Here is a 19,495-nt window from a genome sequence, read left to right as displayed (position 1 = left end):
ATAGCGGCAGTACAGGAGAGGGTCACCATGCAGTCATTTAATTGGGTCGATATCGATGGCATTCGCTATAGCTGGGACGGGCAGGGCAGCATTACCTGTACCGGCCAGTTTGGCTATCACGCCACGATGGCGGGTGATCGGATTGATGCACTGGATCTGGAGAGCGATGATGGCGAGGTTGCTGGTTCACTGAATGTGGACTTTGCGGCGGCCACTATCTCATTCACGCCAGCCGTCGATGCCGCGCCACCCCACATGATGGTGCTGGTCGGTCATGAACAGGGGCAGCAGGAATATACGTTGCAGAGTTTGAGCGATGTCTGCCTGCAGGATCTGCTCGGCCACTCCGACAACATCGACTGTGCTCCTCTGGTGACCACCACGATGACGGAGCCGGTAGCTCCGCTGGCCGGACATGTTCTGTCGTGGGACTCCTTCTATTTTGATGATGATGTGCTGCTGGGTTCCCGCAGCGCCACGCCACAGGCTGCTGCTCATCAGGGGCTGCCGGGTGGCGAGATCAGCATCAATATCGATATGACCAATCAGGTGCTGGATCAGATCCCGCCGTTGCACGATATATGAATCCCATTCGACGACGGGCATAATGACCTCACTCCAATAGATTGAGGTCTTTTTTTATGTGGCGTCCCCTGCTTACCCTGTCTGCCCTGGTTATCAGTGCACCCCTGTTTGCCGTTGAAGTGCCGCAAGCCCCCCATCTGGTGGTGAGCGGTTATGCCGAGCAAAAAGCCGAGCCCGACATGCTGACGCTGAATGTCTCCGTAACGGCGCTGGAAAAACAGGGTATCAAGGCCAAGCAGCAGGTGGATGGCAAGGTCGCCGCCTTCTTTGGCCAGCTGGAAGGGCTGGGCATCAAGCGCAGCGATGTTGAGGCGGGCAATCTGGTGATCTCTCCGGAATACCAGTATCCGCAGAACAAGAAACCGGAACTGGTAGGCTACCGTGCCCAGCGCCAGCTTGCGGTCAAACTCTATCAACTCGACAAGCTGAGCGAGCTGATGGACACCGCCCTCAAGGCCGGGCTGGAATCCGTGTCCCAGATTGAGTACGGGCTCAAGGCGCCGCAAACCATCAAGGAGCAGGCGCGCCTCGGAGCGGTTGAAGATGCCAAAAACAAGGCTGAGTCTCTGGCCAAGGCGTTTGGCATGAAACTCGGCAAGGTTTACAGCGTCGAGTACCGCAACAATAGCCCCATGCCGATCTACAGCCGGGCCCTCAAGGCTGCTGCCATGGCACCTGCTGCCGACATGATGGAAAACAGCTACCAACAGCAGCAGATCACCATCACGGACAACGTGGAAGCCGTCTTCCTGCTGGAATAATCCCGCAGTTTTCCACCTGCCTTTCTGCAACAAGCCCGAGCGCTCAGTCTCGGGCTTGTTGTTTTTAGACGCGCAAGGATGCTTGCCAAAGAGAGAGGGCTGGCGATGGCCGCTTGCTGAGCGCGTGCTCAAATGGTCATGGTGGACTGGACTGGACTGGACTGGACTGGAGAGGGGAGACGAGGCGGGTAATGCCTACTTGCGGGGGAATATCCGGGTAGAAAAAAGCCGGTCAGTGACCGGCTTTTGAGGGGCGATGAGGCTGATGCCGTCAGCCCAGGTTGGCCGCGACGCGAGCCTGGCGCTTCTGCTTGAACTGATAGCCGATGGCCAGCACGATGATCCAGACCGGGATGAGCAGTACCGAGATCTGGATGCCCGGGGTCAGATACATGATAACCAGGATGCCGGCCATGAAGGCGAGGCAGAGGTAATTGCCGAACGGGTACCAGAATGCCTTGAACTTGGGAACCACGCCTTCGGTTTGTTTGCTCTTGCGAAACTTCAGGTGCGCCAAGCTTATCATGGCCCAGTTGATGACCAGGGCGGAAACCACCAGCGCCATCAACAGCTCGAATGCCTTGCCCGGCATCAGGTAGTTGATGAGTACGCACAGCAGGGTTGCCGCGGCGGAGACGGAGATGGCCACCACAGGCACCCCGCTCTTGTTGGTCTTGAGCAGGCTGCGCGGACCGTTGCCCTGCTTGGCCAGACCAAACAGCATGCGGCTGTTGCAGTAGACACAGCTGTTGTAGACCGACAGGGCCGCGGTCAGTACCACCATGTTGAGCACGGTGGCCACCAGATTGCTGTCCAGTGCGTGGAAGATCATGACGAAGGGACTGCCGCCTTCCACCACTTTGCCCCAGGGGTAGAGGGACATCAGCACGGCCAGGGCGCCGATGTAGAAGATGAGGATCCGGTAGATCACCTGATTGGTGGCCTTGGGGATGCTCTTCTCGGGATTGTCGGCCTCGGCAGCCGTGATGCCGACCAGCTCGAGCCCGCCAAACGAGAACATGATCACCGCCATCGCCATCACCAGACCGCTGATGCCGTTGGGGAAGAAGCCGCCCTGGGCCCACAGGTTGCTGACGCTGGCGTCCGGGCCGCCGTTGCCGCTGGCCAGCAGGTAGCCGCCAAACCCGATCATGCCGATGATGGCCACCACCTTGATGATGGCAAACCAGAACTCCATCTCGCCAAACGCCTTGACGTTGGAGAGGTTGATGGCATTGATCAGCACGAAGAAGAAGGCCGCCGACATCCAGGTCGGGATCTCGGGCCACCAGTACTGGACATAAATGCCCACCGCGGTCAGCTCGGCCATGCTCACCAGCACGTAGAGCACCCAATAGTTCCAGCCGGAGGCAAAGCCGGCAAAGTCACCCCAGTATTTGTAGGCAAAGTGGCTGAAGGAGCCGGCTACCGGCTCTTCCACCACCATCTCGCCCAGCTGGCGCATGATCAGGAAGGCGATAAAACCACCGATGGCATAGCCAAGCAGCACGGAGGGGCCCGCCATCTTGATGGTCTGGGCAATGCCGAGAAACAGGCCGGTGCCGATGGCGCCGCCCAGCGCGATGAGCTGGATATGGCGGTTTTTCAAACCGCGTTTCAGCTCCTCGCCGTTTTGTTGAAGATCCATTCTTCCTTCCTTACGTCTTCTGAAGTCATTCGTCTGTCATCTCGTCCGTCGGGTCACTCCATGTGACCGTGCACGGCAAAGCGTGCCTGAAACGTGACGAAATCCGTATTTATTTCGTTACAGTGAGCCGCTTTCTGTTTTTTATGGCGACTACCAACGGAAGCAGAATAGTGATAATCCATCGCCGATGCACCTGTTTTCCTCATCATTCGCTGGTTTTTTCGGCGAAAGGCAGGTTTTTAGGGAGCGGTGAAGCTGGCAGGGAAGTGTTTGGTTGTATTATGAGCAGTTAGGTTCTGTTTGGTTGACTCTGTCGGCAATTCCTGTTTTATGAAGCCTCCTTTGCAACAAGGATGCACTTCATGCAACGTATTATTGGCAGTTTGCTGGCCGTCGCGCTGTGGCTCACCGTGTGGCTTTCGCCCCTGCTGCTGACCATGGCGGCGGGGTGTCTGCTGGTATGGGCCGTACAGGGTGATGACTATCTGGTGATGCACTTGCGGACGGTCTTGTTGATCGCCGGTGCCATCGGCCTGCTGCCGGCCCTCTGGCTGACCGAGCGGGTACGCCGGCGTCACGGTGTGCTCAACTTCTACGCCATGCTGATGAACAACAAAGAGCTGAACCGCCCGGGCTCCCAGCCCCGCTGAGGTCCAGTCGACAAGCGCCGGATACGGTTGTATCCGGCGCTTTTTTATTGGCGTTTGCCGTGTCGTCAGCTTGCCGGCGGGCGGCGCAGCTCAATAAAGCTGACGGCGCAGGCCGGTGGCCTCGAGGATCTTGGCGCTGATCTCCTCCACTGAGTGGGAGCTGGTGTCGAGGAAGCGGATCGCCTCCTGGCGAAACAGCCGCTCGACGCAGGCCAGCTCCTGTTCGCACTGCTCCAGCGAGGAGTAGCGGCTGTTGGCGCGGCGCTGGTTGCGGATCTCGTGCAGCCGCTGGGGAGCGATGGTAAGACCGAACAGCTTGTGGCGATTGGCCTTGAGGGCGGCCGGCAGATCCAAGACCCCCATGTCCTGCTCGATGAAGGGGTAGTTGGCGGCGCGAATGCCGAACTGCAGCGCCAGATAGAGGCTGGTCGGGGTTTTGCCGCAGCGGGAGACCCCGATCAGGATGATGTCGGCCTCCTCATACTCCTTGGTGGTGATGCCATCGTCGTTGGCCAGCGCGAAGTTGACCGCCTCGATGCGATCGTCATAGAGCTTGCGGTTCTCCATGCCGTGAGTGCGATGCAGTCTGGGTTCGGCCTTCACCCCGAGCTCGTGTTCCAGCGGGCTGACGAAGGTGTTGAGAAAGTCGTGGCTGCTGGCCTGGGCCTTGAGCACCTCCTCGCGCACCTGATGATCGACGATGGTGTGGAACAGAATGGGGCGAACCCCGGTCTGGCGGAACTGCTCGTCGATGCGCATCCGTACCTGGCGCGCCTTCTCCAGCGTTTCGACAAAGGGGATGGTGATCTGCTCGAAGGCCAGCGGAAACTGGCTCAACACGGCGTGGCCGAACACTTCGGCGGTGATGGCGGTGCCGTCTGAAACATAAAATACGGTGTGCACTGGGGGCTCCTGTGAGGGGGTCGGCGAGCTGGCAAGCAAGAAGTATCTCTCGAAACCATATCGTTTTTGTCAACCGGTCTGCCGTGCCCAAGTTGTGAAGTGGCTTGCAAACCTGAGTCGTTACCTTTTTGTGTTGGCATTGTAGAATGTCTGTGTCATTCGACCATCCCCAAATCTTGCTCGGGGATTTTTTTGACAATAAGTAGAAAACGTTTTCATGGTCGTTGGCAACAGTAGAAACAGACAATAACGCACATAAACTGGCGCACAAGGTGCCATGGCGGCACAGTGCCCACCAACCTGGAGACATGCAAGTGCAACAGTACGTACTCTGGTACGAGCAACTCGGAATGCAGGACGTAGAACGAGTTGGCGGCAAAAATGCATCCCTTGGCGAGATGATCAGCAACCTCTCTGGTGCCGGAGTGTCGGTGCCGGGCGGGTTTGCCACCACCGCCTTTGCGTTTAACGAGTTTCTGGAGTCAAGCGGCCTCAACGGCAAGATCCACGATCTGCTCGACAGCCTGGATGTGGACGACATCGCCGCCCTCAACCGGGCCGGCCAGCAGATCCGTGACTGGGTGATCGAAGCCCCGTTCCAGAGCGCACTGGAACAGGCGATCCGGGTTGCCTACGACAAGCTCAGCGGTGGGCTTGACGCGTCCTTTGCGGTGCGCTCCTCCGCCACTGCGGAAGACATGCCGGATGCCTCCTTTGCCGGCCAGCAGGAGACCTTCCTCAACGTGCGCGGCATCGACGCCGTCATGATTGCCGTCAAGCATGTGTTTGCTTCACTGTTCAACGACCGCGCCATCTCCTATCGGGTGCATCAGGGCTATGACCACAAGGGGGTCGCCCTGTCGGCCGGGATCCAGCGCATGGTGCGTTCCGATCTCGCCGCCTCCGGCGTCATGTTCACCCTGGATACCGAGTCCGGCTTCAACGACGTGGTGTTCATCACCGGCGCCCAGGGCCTTGGCGAGATGGTGGTACAGGGTGCGGTCAACCCCGACGAGTTCTACGTGCACAAACCGACCCTCAAGGCAGGACGCCCGGCGGTGGTGCGCAAGACCCTCGGCTCCAAGCTCATCAAGATGACCTATTCCGGCGATGCCAGCCACGGCCGCCAGGTGCAGATCGTCGACACCTTGGATGCCGAGCGCAGCCGCTTCTGCATCACGGATGCCGAGGTGATGGAGCTGGCCAAGCAGGCCCTCATCATCGAGCAGCACTACGGCCGCCCGATGGACATCGAGTGGGCCAAGGACGGGCAGGATGGCCAGCTCTACATCGTGCAGGCTCGCCCGGAAACCGTGCGCAGCCGTCAGGAGGCCAACACCCTCGAGCGCTTTGCCCTCAAGCAAGCGGGCAAGGTGCTGATCGAGGGGCGCGCCATCGGCCACAAGATCGGGGCGGGCCCGGCACGGGTCATCTCCTCCATCAGCCAGATGGACGAAGTGCAGCCCGGCGACGTGCTGGTCACCGACATGACCGACCCGGACTGGGAGCCCATCATGAAGCGGGCCTCCGCCATCGTCACCAACCGGGGCGGGCGTACCTGTCACGCCGCCATCATCGCCCGCGAACTGGGCATTCCGGCGGTAGTGGGTTGTGGTGATGCCACCAAGCGCATTGAACCGGGCCAGCTCATTACCGTCTCCTGCGCGGAAGGGGATACCGGTTTCATCTATGACGGCGAACTCGACTTCGACGTGGCGGTGACCGAGGTGGGCAACATGCCGCGCCTGCCCATCAAGATCATGATGAACGTCGGCAACCCGGACAGGGCGTTCGACTTCGCCCAGCTGCCGAACGCCGGTGTCGGTCTGGCCCGTCTCGAGTTCATCATCAACCGGATGATCGGGGTACACCCCAAGGCGCTGCTGGAATTCGACAGCCAGAGCCCCGAGCTCAAGGCCAGCATCGGCAAGATGATCGCCGGCTACGAGAGCCCGCGCGAGTTCTACGTCGCCAAGCTGACCGAGGGCATTGCCACCTTGGCTGCCGCCTTCTGGCCGGAGCGGGTGATTGTGCGGATGTCGGACTTCAAGTCCAACGAGTACGCCAACCTGGTGGGCGGCCGTGGCTACGAGCCTCATGAAGAGAACCCGATGATCGGTTTTCGCGGTGCGTCACGCTACATCGCCGACAGCTTCCGCCCCTGTTTTGCCCTCGAGTGCGAGGCGATCAAGCGGGTGCGCGATGTCATGGGGCTGACCAACGTCGAGGTGATGATCCCCTTCGTGCGCACCGTAGGCGAGGCGGAGCAGGTGATCGACATCCTGGCAGAGAACGGTCTGCGCCGTGGCGAGCGGGGGCTCAAGGTGATCATGATGTGCGAGATCCCGAGCAACGCCCTGCTGGCAGACAAGTTCCTCGAGCACGTGGACGGCTTCTCCATCGGCTCCAACGACATGACCCAGCTCACCCTTGGACTTGATAGGGACTCGGGGCTTATCGCCCACCTGTTCGACGAGCGCAACGAAGCGGTCAAGGCGCTGCTGGCGATGGCCATTGCTGCCGCCCGCAAGGCGGGCAAGTACGTGGGGATCTGCGGCCAGGGGCCGTCCGATCACCCGGACTTTGCCGCCTGGCTGGTCGAGCAGGGCATCGACTCTGTGTCCCTCAACCCGGATACCGTGGTCGACACCTGGCTCTATCTGGCCGAGCAGCACAAGGCGAACTGACGCCGGCTGCACAGCCCCCATCAAAATGGCGCCCACGGGCGCCATTTTTCATGACCGAACCTGACGCAGCTGGTCCGATATGACGGCCAGATGTGCCCAAAATGGCGCGCTGGCGCGTGCTTTTACACTCCGTTACATCTGCTCGCTTTGCAACCGCCCCATAATGGTCGCGCCAGCCCGCTGCACGGGGTGGCAGGCCCGCCGTCAGTGGCTGGCCGGGGGATCACGAGCAGTTTCCTGTCAGCACGGAGGCCAGGACGGCAGATGTCACAGAGCGTATCAAACCAAGTGATCAGACGAATGCTGGGAGCCTGCCAGCAGCAGGGGGGCGATCCCGATGCGATTCTGATGGCGGGCGGCCTCACGTCGTTCGACATCGATCGGGAGCAGGGTCGGCTGCCGGCCCACAGCCACTACCGGATGCTGCAACTGATGCAGCCCTATCTGGCCAGTTTTCACGAAACCATCCTCTCCTACGACATCGGCCAGCTCTACCAGCACTATCCGCCGCTCATCAGCCTGTGCCTGAACCAGCCCTCGCCGCGGGCGGCGCTCGAGGTGCTGTTGGCCTATCGCCCCATCATCGGCAGTTGTGACGAGCTGCGGGTGCGGCGGGGGGCGCAGGCCAGCCAATACCTGTATGTCAATCAGGGGCCTGCCAGCCTGGGGGCAAGTCAAGCCATCCCCAACTTCATCATGCTCTACCGGATCCTGCGGGTCTATCTGGCGGATCCCCGGGTCTCGGTGGGCTTCACGGGGCTGCCGCCACCACGCCATCAACTGTTGGACCAGTTCTTTGGAGCCCGTTGCCGCTGGGAGCAGGGGGAAAACACCCTGACCATCGACAACGCCCAACTCGACTGCCCCAGCCACTGCTACAACGAGCCGCTGGGTCATCTGCAACTGGCCCAGCTGGCGCAGATCTGCGCCGACATCGCCGAGCGGGCCCCCTTTGCCTATCTGGTGGGGGAGCGGATCCGCCACAAGATCCGGGAAGGGGAGCTGGAGAGCGACGAGAGCCTGCTCAAGGAGGTGTGCGCGGCCATGAACGTCAGCCGCTGGACCCTCAATCGCAAATTGCAGGGGGAGGGGAGCAGCTTCTCCACTCTGCTGAGGGAAGCGAGGGTGAGCGAAGCCTGCCGCTTGCTGGGTGAGGGAGATCAACCGCTGCAGAACATCAGCGATCGGGTCGGCTTTTCGTCCCAGAGCGCCTTCAACCGCTTCTTCAAGGCTAACACCCGCATGACGCCGCTGGCCTATCGCAACGCCCGCCAATAAGAACGGGACCGGCGCAAGGCCGGTCCCGTGGTCGGGTCATTGCTAGGCAATTGTCAGGCACGGCTGGGTAGGGTGCCCGGCCGTGCCAGCCTCTGTTAGCGGGTGATGGTGGTGACGCTGGCGGGATCCACCCCGGCCCGGCAGTGCCAGTGCCCCTGGCGTGGTGTTGCTCACTACGATCTCCTTGCTCACCGTGAAGCTGACCGGCGTGCTGGCGGAGACATCCGACGAGGGGCTGATGTAGGCGCTGTAGCGACCCGGCTCCACGATCCACTGGTTGCTGGCCTCATCGAAGCTGGCAAGGATGCTGGCCGGAATGGTGAAGCTCAGCTGTTCGCTGGCCCCCGGTGCCAGTTGCGCCGTCTTGGCAAAGGCCTTGAGCTCGATGAGCGGTTTCTTCAGCTTGACCTCGGGGGCGGTCACATAGACCTGGGCCGCCTCCTTGCCTGCCACGGCGCCGGTGTTGGTGATGGTGGCGGTCAGCACCAGGTTGCCGGCACTGCCGTCCGCCAGGGTGTTGCTGGCGATGGCGGGGCTGGTGTAGCTGAAGCTGGTGTAGGAGAGACCGAAGCCGAACGGGTAGGAGACCGCCTGCTCGAAGGTGCTGTAGTAGCGATAGCCCACGTAGATCCCCTCGTTGTAGTAGAGATCGTCCGGTTCGCCGTCCCCGTCGGTGTCCTCACCCGGGAAGGTGCCGGCGGAGGGAACGCTGGCGTAGCTGTGCGGGAAGCTCTGGGCCAGCTTGCCGCTCGGGTTGACCGCGCCGGAGAGCACGTCCGCCACCGCGTGGCCGGTCTCCTGGCCAGCCATGTAGGCCAGCAGGATGCCATCCACCTTGTCGCTCCACTGGGCGGTGTCGATGACGCCGTTGACGTTGAGCACCACCACCACCTTCTTGCCCTGGGCGTGGAAGGCGCTGCTCACCGCATCGATGAGGGCGCGCTCGTCATCACCGAGCAGATAGTCCCCCTTGCCGCTGCTGCGATCCGCCCCTTCCCCGGCCTGGCGGCCGATGCTGATGACGGCGGCTTGCTGGGTGGCGGCTGCACTGGCGATCAGGGCCGCCAGATCGCCGCTGATTGGCGCCTCGGCGCAGGTGTAGTAGCCCTTGGCGCCAAATTGTCCCTCGTGATAGACCTTGTTGTTCTCGTAAAAATCGCGGTAGTAACTCTGCAACGCCTCGTTGACCGGGAAGCGTGCCGCCAGTCCCTGTGCGATGGTGGTGGTGCTGGCGGCGTTCACATCCCCGCTGCCGGTGCCGCCCTTGTAGGTGTTGATCTGGTTGATGCCAAAGCTGGCTAGCGTGCTGCTTGCCGCCAGTGGCAGGGCTGCGGCGTCGTTGCGCAGCAGCACCATGCTCTCGGCGCCGGCCTGACGGGCCAGTTTGGCATGGGCGGTTAGATCCGGGCTGTTGCTGATGGCCAGCTGGTTGTAGGAGGGGCTCTTCATTACCTGGGTCAGGATGTGGATGGCGGCCTCGTTCACCTTGGCCTCGTCGAGATCGCCGTGCTCGATGGATTGCTGCAACTGCTCCTTGACGTTGCCCGGCTCGATCAAATCCTGTCCCGCCAGCACCTGCTTGTAGGCGTTGTTGGCCACATCGCCGGCAAACCAGTCGGACATCACCAGGCCGTCGAATTTCCACTCGCCGCGCAGCAGGTCGGTCAGTGCATCCCTGCGTTCGTTGACATAGGTGCCGTTGACCTTGTTGTAGGAGGTCATCACCGCCCAGGGCTGGGCCTCGTCTACCGCTATCTGGAAGCCGCGCAGATAGATCTCGCGGAAGGTTCTCGGTTCGCCGATGTCGTTGATCTGGTTGCGGTTGGTCTCGGAGTTGTTGCCAAAGTAGTGCTTGATGGTGGTGCCCACCCCGTTGCTTTCCACCCCGTTGACCATGGCGGCACCGATTTTGCCGGTGAGCAGGGGGTCTTCCGAGTAGTACTCGAAGTTGCGGCCATTGAGCGGGTTGCGCTGGATGTTCATGCCCGGGGCCAGCAGGATGTCGACCCCGTACTGGCGCACCTCGTCCCCCATGGCTTCGCCGACGGCCTTGACCAGCTTGACGTCCCAGCTGGAGGCGAGCAGCGAGCCGATGGGCCAGGCGGTGGCGTAGTAGCTGGCGCTGTCACCGTCGCGGTTGGCGTTGATCCGCACCCCGGCTGGCCCGTCCGCCAGTTTGAGGGCCGGAATGTCGATGCCGTCCGCGCTGCGCAGCACGCCGTTGATGTAACCCGCCACGCCGTGCACGTCCTGCTTGACGTTGATGGCGCCGTTGGCACTGCCGTAACCGGGGCCGGAGAGCAGGTCCAGCTTCTCGCCGAGGGTCAGCTTGGCCACCATGGCCTCGGCCTGGCCACGGTAATAGGCATCGTCCTTGACCAGGGGATCCGAGTCATTCTGGTTGCAACCGACCAGCAGGCCGGCCAGCGCCAGGCTGACACCCAGTGAAACCGCTTTCAATTTTGTGGTGATAGGCATGAAGACGTCCTCGTAACTGTCTGAATAAAAATAAAAAGGAGATATCGACACCGGGCGCAAGGCATCCGCCCGGGCTGGGCCGCTCTGCTGGCGGCTGCCATTGGATATCGCAAGGAAGGCCGAACGGGCCCGTGGGCAGGTGTTTGGCTACAGGCAGGTTAACAAGCCGGGCGAGGGCAGCCTTGCCCCGGGGGAGCGAGAAATGTGCCGGCGGGAGCAAGGGGACCGAGTTGTGAGCAAGGTCGCATCGAAAAGCGGCGTCAAACCAAGAGTGAAAGGTGGCAAGGGCAGGGGAGAAGGGCGGGGAAGATTGAGGGGAAACGGGTGGCCTGATGGTCACTGAGGATGACGGCGAGCAACGCGCGAGGGGGCCGGCGGCCCCCTCGAAGATCTGCTGATATGCCCGGGCAATGGCCCGGGACGGCTCACTTGGGCTGTTTGAGGGCCCCGGCGAGTTCAATCTGCACGTTGACCCCCTCCTGCTTGAGCGCCGTGGCGATGGCGTTCAGATCGGTGCCCGGCTTGGCTTCCAGCAGGGCGATGCCGCCGCTGCTCTGCTTGAAGCGTAGGCCGTGACGGCTGGCCAGCGCGCTGGCCTGGTTGTCATCGGCTTCCACCAGCAGGGTGCCGCTGGCGGTGAGTTCCGGGCTGGCCACCCCTTGCAGCAACACGTCGCCGCTGCGCAGGGTTTGCCGGGGCGCCTTGCCGTCTGCGCTGCGGGCGACCCGCTGCTTGCTGCCGTTGTCCGGGGTGAGGTAGGTCTGACCGTTCACCTCAATGGTGCGGTACTGCTTGCCGTCGATCACCACCGATTCATCGGCGGCGTGCACGCCGGCCGAAGCCAGGAGGCCGGCCAGAGCGAGGCCGAGTAAGCTGTGTTTCATCTTGTGACTCCTTGTGATCATGAGCGGGCGGCATCGTGGCCGATCACCCGCAGGGACCAGTTGAGCAGTTGACCCGGCTGGCTGTTGTTGCGCTCGGTCAGGGTGCTGCGGCGGTTGGTGTTGAGGTCAACCAGCGTCAGCTGGCGGCTGCTGTTGGAGACGTCGGTCACCTCCAGTCGCCACTCGCCCTGGGCCGCTTCGCCATAGAACTTGTGGGAGAGCATGCGCATGTCGCGCAGCCCCTTGGTGCGCACGTAACCCAACTGCTGCCGGTCGAGGGATTGCCCCACCAGGCTGTTGTTGGGGTTGAGCAGCACGCTGCGAGTGCCGGACGGGGAGACCAGCTCGATCAGCAGGTCGGGCAGGCGCTGATGATCCAGGCTCACCGTGACCTGGACCGCTTCCACGGTCAAGGCTTGCGCCACCTGGGTGCTGGAGCGGGTGGCACTGCTGCCCACATCCGCGATGCTCCCTTCACTGCGCGGCACCGTGACCTTCTGAGCCGGCAACTGCACCAGCGGCGGCAGCGGGGTGTGGTTGGCGGCGGCCGTCAGGGCCTTGTTCACGTCGATGAGACCAAAGCCATAGGTGGGGCTGTACCAGAGGCCGGCGGCGTTGCGCTCCCACCCTTCCAGGCCGGTGACCTGGCGGGGTTGACCGTTGGCGGCGGTATAGCTGACCTGGACCGGCTGCTGGCCGGCATCGATGCGGGTGGCATTGCGGGCCAGCAGATCGCGCAGATCCCGCACCGACAGATCCGGGTAGGCGGACATCAGCAGCGCCATGGCGCCCGAGGTGTTGGGGGTGGCCGACGAGGTGCCGTTCATCACGCCGTTGTAGTCGCAGGTGGCATCCAGCTGCGGGTTGTTGTGCAGCCGGTTGGTGCTGGGATCGTCGGTGCGGTTGTAGCCCATGTCGCAGCCGGGCAGATCCGTGGTCACCATGGCCGGCGCATCGGTGCCGTACTCCCCGCCGGGGGCGCTCAGGAAGACGTTGCTGCCGACGCTGGAGTAGGAGGAACGCACTCCGTCGGCGTTGATGGCGCTCACCACCAGGTTCCAGAAGTTGCTGTTGGAGGGGTCTATGTTGCTGTTCTCGAACGGCAGCTTGGGCAGGGCGCCGGTGCGGCTGAACATGTAGTCGCCCGCGGCGATGCGGTTGAAGCCGTTGCCTGCCGCCTTGATATAGGCCGCGCCCTGCGCCTGCTGGGTCTGCTGCTCGAACAGGCGATCGAGCTGAACCTGATCCAGCCCGCTGGCGCTTTGCGGATCCACCAGGCTCATGCCGTAGCTCTGGTTGAAGACCCGGTTGTCGGCGGTGGCGGTGCTGCCGCCCAGCGCATAGATCCAGTCTTTCTGCAGCTGCTTGCTGCGCTCATCCAGCAGGTTGAACCCCTGCAGCTGGACGCGGGGAGCCACCCCCAGGGTGCCGATGCTATTGTCGACCGCCCCGATCAGGCCGGAGACCGAGGTGCCGTGGGCACTGTCCGGATCGGTCGGGGTGGGGTCGCTGCTGCCGGTGACAACGTTCTTCGAGCCGGGGCGCACATTGTCGGCCAAGTCCGGGTGGGCGATGGCCAGGCCGTCATCCACCACGGCCACGTTGATGCCCTGACCCTGCACGCCGGTACGGTGTGCCCACCAGAGGTTGAGGTCGTTGCCTGCTATGCCGCCACGGGGGCTGAAGGCATTCTGGCCGCTGTTGAGCAGGTGCCACTGCTGATCCTGCAGCGGGTTGATGCCGGGCAGGCAGCGCGCTGCGCTGCTGCGGCCGGTATCGAGGCCGGCTTCCTTGCCGGTCAATGGGGTGCAACTCTCACTCGCCTGAACTGAAGCGATGGGCAGGGCCGAGAGCAGGGCCGAGATTGCCAACGCTAACGATGTTTTTCTCATTCATAAACTCCATCTTATATCGCACCGTCCTGGGTGCGACTGGCATCTATACACGGGAAAAACAGAGTCAAAAAGCACTCGTTTTGATTCTGAGATAAGGCTCAAAAAAATCCCACAACAAATATTTCACAGACCATGTGGGGGTTCCTGTGAATCCTTTTATGTGCTGTATTGAGAACTTTTCTCAGCTAATCAGTGTTGATATTTATCTTTGTAGATCAACCTATTAGTAACTGTTCATTAACGTTTGGTGAGGAGGCCGGTGCGAAAGGGAGCGGACGGAGCGGCGCGAAATGGGAGGCGCACCGTGCAGGCGGGGGGCGCCGAGATCGAAAGCAGAGTGAGGGTCAATGCAGGCAAGCCACAGGGCGCCAATGGAGCAGTGTCGGATGAAGTGGCTGGTCGGCAGGGGAGGCTATTTAATCAGCACCAGCAATATAGCGCGGAATGCCGGACGGTGGGGCCGGTCGACAGGAGGGCTATTTGATCAACGCCAGAATGGATCGAAAGGCCGGATGGCGGCAATCACCCAGCAGCTCGTAGAGGCACATCTCCACCGAGGTGAGTTCGGCCCCGTGCGCCGCCAGCTTGTGGATGGCGATCTCCCGGTTGGCGGCGCTGCGCGACGACACCGCATCCACCACCAGCGACACCTGGCTGCCCGCATCCAGTAGCCCCAGCACCGTCTGGTAGACGCAAATATGAGCCTCGATGCCGCACACCAGCCAGTGGCTGACGCCCTGGCGGGCTAGGGCGTCGGCCAACGCCGGTTCCCCCAGGGCGCCGAAGCTGTGCTTGGCCAGCACAAGATCGCCTGCCTGCATCAACTGCAGCTTGGGCACGGTGGCCCCGAGCTTGTCCGGGTTCTGCTCCAGCCAGACAACCGGCAGACCCAGCAGTCTGGCCCCCGCCACCAGTCTGGCGGTGTTGGCGATCAGGGCATCGCTCCCCTCGACCAGCCGGGCCAGCTTGCCCTGAATATCGACGACCAGCAGGCCGGTGTTCGTGGTGGTCAGCATGATGGACTCCTTTCTAGGGAATGAAATGGGTAGCCGATGGTGCTCAGCCGCATTGAGTCCTTATATCAAAGGCCGTGATTTTTTATAAATAAGCTTGCCCGATTTTGTTGCTTGGCGAAGCGAAACGGCTCTGTTATGGTGTGCTTAATTAGCCATTTGGATGGCTAGATGGTTGCAGTGATTCAAGCACGACTCTGCCATCGCGCCAGCCGTTGAGATGTTTACAGGGAGTTTTTATGCTGCGTCGTTCCTTCTTTGCCCTTTCCGCCCTGGCCCTGCTGGCCGGTACTCTGCCATTGGCCGCGCTGGCTGCCGATCCGGCCAAACAGGAGATCGTCATCGGTACCACGGTGGGGGATTTTGCCGACATGGTGACCGACTCCATCAAGCCGCAGCTCGAAGCCAAGGGCTACCAGGTCAAACTGGTGGAGTTCACCGACTACGTGACCCCCAATATCGCGCTGGCCGACGGCTCGCTGGATGTGAACTGCTTCCAGCACAAGCCCTACCTGGAGAGCTTTGCCAAGGATCGGGGGCTGTCGCTTGCCCCCATCACCCAGGTACCGACCGGCCCCATGGGCCTCTATGCCGGCAAACTGGGAGATCTGAAGGCGGTGAAGGAGGGGAGCACGGTGGCCATTCCGAACGACCCCACCAATCAGGCGCGGGCGCTGCTGATGCTGCAGGATCTGGGCTGGCTGACCCTGAAGGAGGGGATCAACCCGCTCAAGGCGAGCGAGTTCGACGTGGTGAAAAACCCGCACAACCTCAAGCTGGTGCTGCTGGAGGCAGCCCAGTTGCCCCGCTCGCGCGAAGACGTGGACTTCTCGGTCATCAACGGCAACTTTGCCGCCTCAAGCGGCATTCCCTTCAGCTCCGGGCTGTTCCTTGAGCGCAGCTACGACTTCATCAACTGGGTGGTGGTAAAAAGTGCCGATGCGGACAAGCCCTTTGCCAAAGACGTGGCAGCGGCTTACAACTCGGCCGCCTTCAAGGCCTATGCCGCCAAACGCTTCGTCGGTTACAAGTACCCCGAAGGGTGGCAGGGCGCGAGCGCCAGCAACTGAGTTGCCAGCATCACAGGCTTTGAACAAAAACGGGCACCCGCGGGTGCCCGTTTTTTTATGTCGTGCAGATGTCAGTAACGGCGTAGCCACCAGCGGGCGGCGAACAGCGCGGTGAGGCTGCCGAGCAGGGCGCTTGCCAGCACATCCAGCGGCCAGTGCATGCCGATCAGCATGCGCGACAGGCCGACACCGATGGCCCACAGCGGCAGCAGCCAGGCGCCGGCAGGGGCGCGCGCCAGCCAGATCAGGCCGAAGAACTGGGCCAGGCTCATGGCGGCGATGCTGTGGCCGGAGGGGAAGGCGTAGTTCACCTCCGCCTGCCAGTGGTTGGCGAGCCACTCGGGCAGTGCCAGCAGCTGGCTGGCCGCATGGACCTGCTCGCTGCGCACCTCCACCTTGCCAGCGTAGAACTGCGGGATGGCGGGGATCAGCTGCTGGCTCTCCAGCCAGAGCAGGTAGGGGCGGGGCTCCTCGGTCAGATGCTTGATCAGGCTCTTGATGAGCCAGTCGCCGGCCAGCACGGCAAACAGGGCGCTGCCGAGGGCCAGCAGGGCGGGCAGGCTCAGCGTCAGCTTGTGTCGGGTCAGCAGCAGCAGGGCCAGGATGCTGACGGCGATGCCGGGCACATCCACCATGCGGGTAAGGGCGTAGGGCCACCAGAGCCAGTCCGAGTGCAGGGCCTGGCTCATGAACGGTTGCCAGGGCAGGCAGGCCAGCAGGAGCAGCGGCAGGATCAGGGCGGCACTGAAACACAGCACCTGGCGGCGCGGCAGGGAAGAGGCGTGAGTCGGCATAACGGGGCTCGGCAAGGTGCCCATTCCTGGGCAGCAAAAAAAGAGGCGCCATTGTGCCAGCCCAGTCCGGTCGGTCAAGTCGCGCCCTGCTCGCTGTAACACGGGGTTACAAATGAGTGTGGTGATGGCCGACCTGCCGCGTGCAATCCGGCTGGTGGCGAGGGGGAACACCCGAGGTCGCTTGTGCAGGTTGCACCACTCGGTTGAGCAGAGATGAGCCAGCAGCGCGCAGGTTCCCGCCAGAAAGTCGCGGCGACGGCCGCTCATGGATGAATAAGCATCTGAAACTTCGGTCTGTTTGGGCTAGAATGGCGCGCTTGTGGCCGCTAGCGAAGTGAGAGAGCCCGATGAAGATCGTCGTTGATGAAAATATGCCCCACGCCCGTGAGCTGTTTGCCGAATTTGGCGAGGTCATCCCGCTGCCCGGCAGGCAGATGCAGGCGGCGGATCTGCAAGAGGCCGACGTGCTGCTGGTGCGCTCCGTTACCCGGGTGGACGCCGCGCTGCTGGCCAGCTGCCCACGACTGAGCTTCGTCGGCACCGCCACCATCGGCACCGATCACGTGGACAAGGGGCTGCTGGCCGAGCGGGGCATTCCTTTCTTCAGCGCCCCCGGCTGCAACAAATATTCGGTCGGCGACTATGTGCTCTCCGCCCTGCTGGTGCTGGCCGAGCGCCATGAGCTCAACTTGAGCGAGATGAGCCTCGCGGTCATCGGTGCCGGCAATACCGGCGAGTGTGTGGCAGGCAAGGCCGAAGCCCTCGGCATGCGGGTACTGCGCTGCGATCCGCCCCGTGCCCGCGCCGCCGAGGCCAACGAGGCGGCACAGTTTGTCGACTACCGGCAGGCCCTTGAGGCCGACATCGTCAGCTTCCACGTTCCCATCACCCACCAGGGGCCGGACGCCACCTTCCACCTGCTGGATGCGGCGCTGATTGCCGCCCGCCCGGCCGGGCAGATCCTCATCAACGCCTCCCGTGGCGAGGTGTGGGACAACCAGGCCTTGCTGGCGCGCCAGCAGAGCCAGGCGCCGCTGCGGCTGGTGATGGACGTGTGGGAAGGGGAGCCGGAGCCGCTGCAGGCCCTGGTGCCCCACACTGAGCTCGCGACCCCGCACATCGCGGGTTACAGCCTGGAAGGCAAGGCCCGTGGCACCTGGATGCTCTATGAGGCACTCTGCCGGCAACTGGGGCGCACGCCGCGCCAGGATCTGCAAAGCTTGCTGCCCATTCCCGAGGTGCGCGAGGTGACACCGGGCCAGCCGGCGGATCAGGCCTTGATCAAGCAACTGGTCCACCTTATTTATGACGTGCGCCGCGATGACGCCCGTTTTCGCAACCGGCTCGGTGTGGCGGGCAGTTTCGATGAGCAGCGCAAACACTATCCTGAGCGACGCGAGCTCTCTTCCCTGCAGCTGAAAGGGCCGTTTGCCGGCGATGCCCTGGCCCGGCTCGGGTTTGTCTGCCAGCCAGACTGAACACTTTACATACTTGAAGGGGCGGGAGCCTTGTCCCGCCCACACCCGGTCTGGCCGACGCCAGACCCGCTATCAGGCAGGTCCGCCTGCCAGCGGTGATGCCAGCGCGCGTCACCGGCACCATCATAGGAGAGAACAGCAGTGAGTCAGCAATTCAACGTAGCGGTATTGGGCGCCAGCGGCGCCGTGGGCGAGGCGATGATCGAGATCCTGGAAGAGCGTGCCTTCCCGATCGCCACCCTCTATCCGCTGGCCTCCAGCCGCAGCGCCGGCGACACGGTGCGTTTTGCCGGCAAGAACGTCGAGATCCTGGATGTGGAGGAGTTTGACTGGAGCCAGGTGCAGATCGCTCTCTTCTCCGCCGGGGCCGAGGTCTCTGCCAAGTGGGCGCCGATTGCCGCCGAGCACGGCTGCATCGTCATCGACAACACCTCCTGCTTCCGTTACGACGAAGACATTCCGCTGGTCATTCCGGAAGTGAACCCGGATGCGCTGGCCGATTTTCGCAACCGCAACATCATCGCCAACCCCAACTGCTCCACCATCCAGATGTTGGTGGCGCTCAAGCCGTTGCACGATGAGGTAGGTATTGCCCGCATCAACGTGGCGACCTATCAGTCCGTTTCCGGCTCCGGCAAGGAGGGGGTGAGCGAGCTGGCGGGCCAAACCGCCCACCTGCTCAATGGTCGTCCGGTGGAGCCGAGCCTCTACCCGCAGCAGATCGCCTTCAACCTGATCCCGCAGATCGACAGCTTCACCGACAACGGCTACACCCGGGAAGAGATGAAGATGGTGTGGGAGACCCAGAAAATCCTGGGGGATGCCAGCATCGCCGTGAACCCCACCTGTGTGCGGGTGCCGGTGTTCTACGGCCATGCCGAGGCAGTCCACGTCGAGCTGCACCAGCCGCTCGACGCCGAACAGGTGAAAGAGCTGCTGCGCAATGCGCCGGGCGTCACCCTGTTTGATGACGAGAACGACTATCCGACCCCGGTGCGCGACGCAACCGGCAAGGACGAGGTGCTGGTGGGCCGGGTTCGCCAGGATATTTCTCACCCCTGCGGTATAAATATGTGGATCGTGGCCGATAACGTTCGTAAGGGCGCGGCGACCAACAGCGTGCAGATTGCCGAACTGCTGGTGCGCGATTACCTCTGATCGCCGGGTCCATTGGCCTGGCGGGGAGGGAAATCCGCCAGGCTGCCAGTCTGTGCACCCATAGGGTGGATGTGACCGGGGACGCACTCTGCTGACGCGAGAATTTTTCGCGATATCAACTGATTAAGTTTTTTCCTACACTCAGGGGCAAGTTGGGTGCTAAATGTGTCGGACTGCTGGCTTGCAACCTGAGCCTGATTTATATTGAACCGA

Annotated in this window: 14 protein-coding genes and 1 pseudogene; 8 read left to right on the top strand and 7 right to left on the bottom strand. The window is 62.4% G+C overall.

Features of this window, described 5'->3' with window-relative positions; genetic code table 11:
* Positions 1 to 27 precede the first annotated feature (27 nt).
* Both ACPDZI_RS13370 and ACPDZI_RS13365 read left to right on the top strand, forming a co-directional pair.
* On the top strand, positions 28 to 585 hold the full coding sequence (locus tag ACPDZI_RS13370) for a hypothetical protein (RefSeq protein WP_438833290.1): 558 nt from the start codon (positions 28 to 30) through the stop codon (positions 583 to 585).
* 56 nt (positions 586 to 641) lie between these two features.
* Entirely contained in the window at positions 642 to 1,346 is a 705-nt protein-coding gene (locus ACPDZI_RS13365; protein WP_187268425.1) for an SIMPL domain-containing protein, read from the top strand.
* A gap of 271 nt (positions 1,347 to 1,617) precedes the next feature.
* Here ACPDZI_RS13365 and ACPDZI_RS13360 read toward each other — a convergent pair whose 3' ends face one another.
* Positions 1,618 to 2,994, bottom strand: a complete 1,377-nt coding sequence (locus tag ACPDZI_RS13360; protein WP_202010608.1) for an amino acid permease — start codon at positions 2,992 to 2,994, stop codon at positions 1,618 to 1,620.
* Positions 2,995 to 3,356: 362 nt separating this feature from the next.
* On the opposite strand from ACPDZI_RS13360, the gene ACPDZI_RS13355 reads away from it, so the two are divergent.
* Complete coding sequence (locus ACPDZI_RS13355; protein ID WP_010633583.1) at positions 3,357 to 3,644, top strand: hypothetical protein; 288 nt, start codon at positions 3,357 to 3,359, stop codon at positions 3,642 to 3,644.
* A gap of 90 nt (positions 3,645 to 3,734) precedes the next feature.
* Here ACPDZI_RS13355 and ppsR read toward each other — a convergent pair whose 3' ends face one another.
* Positions 3,735 to 4,547: a posphoenolpyruvate synthetase regulatory kinase/phosphorylase PpsR gene (gene ppsR / locus ACPDZI_RS13350; RefSeq protein ID WP_005302533.1), complete on the bottom strand. Its 813-nt coding sequence runs from the start codon at positions 4,545 to 4,547 to the stop codon at positions 3,735 to 3,737.
* A gap of 308 nt (positions 4,548 to 4,855) precedes the next feature.
* Here ppsR and ppsA point away from each other — a divergent pair, with 308 nt between their 5' ends.
* Together ppsA and ACPDZI_RS13340 are read left to right on the top strand one after the other, a co-directional pair.
* Positions 4,856 to 7,234: a phosphoenolpyruvate synthase gene (gene ppsA, locus ACPDZI_RS13345; RefSeq protein WP_438833289.1), complete on the top strand. Its 2,379-nt coding sequence runs from the start codon at positions 4,856 to 4,858 to the stop codon at positions 7,232 to 7,234.
* Positions 7,235 to 7,534: 300 nt separating this feature from the next.
* Positions 7,535 to 8,512, top strand: a complete 978-nt coding sequence (locus ACPDZI_RS13340; protein ID WP_438833288.1) for a helix-turn-helix domain-containing protein — start codon at positions 7,535 to 7,537, stop codon at positions 8,510 to 8,512.
* Positions 8,513 to 8,607: 95 nt separating this feature from the next.
* On the opposite strand, the pseudogene ACPDZI_RS13335 reads toward ACPDZI_RS13340, so the two are convergent.
* The 4 genes and pseudogenes from ACPDZI_RS13335 to ACPDZI_RS13320 all read right to left on the bottom strand — a co-directional run bounded on the left by ACPDZI_RS13335 (position 8,608) and on the right by ACPDZI_RS13320 (position 14,785).
* Positions 8,608 to 10,990, bottom strand: a pseudogene (locus tag ACPDZI_RS13335) (beta-glucosidase).
* A gap of 425 nt (positions 10,991 to 11,415) precedes the next feature.
* Complete coding sequence (locus ACPDZI_RS13330; RefSeq protein ID WP_408755562.1) at positions 11,416 to 11,874, bottom strand: serine protease chaperone; 459 nt, start codon at positions 11,872 to 11,874, stop codon at positions 11,416 to 11,418.
* A 17-nt stretch (positions 11,875 to 11,891) separates the two neighbouring features.
* Positions 11,892 to 13,766 (bottom strand): serine protease Asp, encoded by a 1,875-nt coding sequence (gene asp / locus ACPDZI_RS13325; protein WP_438833287.1) that lies wholly within the window; start codon positions 13,764 to 13,766, stop codon positions 11,892 to 11,894.
* A 479-nt stretch (positions 13,767 to 14,245) separates the two neighbouring features.
* Positions 14,246 to 14,785, bottom strand: coding sequence for an isochorismatase family protein (locus tag ACPDZI_RS13320; protein WP_168967179.1), 540 nt, complete (start codon positions 14,783 to 14,785; stop codon positions 14,246 to 14,248).
* Between the two features lie 236 nt (positions 14,786 to 15,021).
* On the opposite strand from ACPDZI_RS13320, the gene ACPDZI_RS13315 reads away from it, so the two are divergent.
* Complete coding sequence (locus ACPDZI_RS13315; RefSeq protein WP_263678275.1) at positions 15,022 to 15,852, top strand: MetQ/NlpA family ABC transporter substrate-binding protein; 831 nt, start codon at positions 15,022 to 15,024, stop codon at positions 15,850 to 15,852.
* A 71-nt stretch (positions 15,853 to 15,923) separates the two neighbouring features.
* Here ACPDZI_RS13315 and ACPDZI_RS13310 read toward each other — a convergent pair whose 3' ends face one another.
* Complete coding sequence (locus tag ACPDZI_RS13310) at positions 15,924 to 16,670, bottom strand: phosphatase PAP2 family protein (RefSeq protein ID WP_438833286.1); 747 nt, start codon at positions 16,668 to 16,670, stop codon at positions 15,924 to 15,926.
* A 323-nt stretch (positions 16,671 to 16,993) separates the two neighbouring features.
* Between ACPDZI_RS13310 and ACPDZI_RS13305 the strand changes: the two genes are divergently transcribed.
* Together ACPDZI_RS13305 and ACPDZI_RS13300 are read left to right on the top strand one after the other, a co-directional pair.
* On the top strand, positions 16,994 to 18,124 hold the full coding sequence (locus ACPDZI_RS13305) for a 4-phosphoerythronate dehydrogenase (RefSeq protein ID WP_438833285.1): 1,131 nt from the start codon (positions 16,994 to 16,996) through the stop codon (positions 18,122 to 18,124).
* Between the two features lie 141 nt (positions 18,125 to 18,265).
* Positions 18,266 to 19,282, top strand: a complete 1,017-nt coding sequence (locus tag ACPDZI_RS13300; protein ID WP_016351142.1) for an aspartate-semialdehyde dehydrogenase — start codon at positions 18,266 to 18,268, stop codon at positions 19,280 to 19,282.
* Positions 19,283 to 19,495: the final 213 nt, after the last annotated feature.

Source organism: Aeromonas oralensis, assembly GCF_049665575.1.
Taxonomy (GTDB): Bacteria; Pseudomonadota; Gammaproteobacteria; order Enterobacterales; family Aeromonadaceae; genus Aeromonas; species Aeromonas hydrophila.
This window is presented reverse-complemented; position numbering and strand designations above follow the sequence as displayed.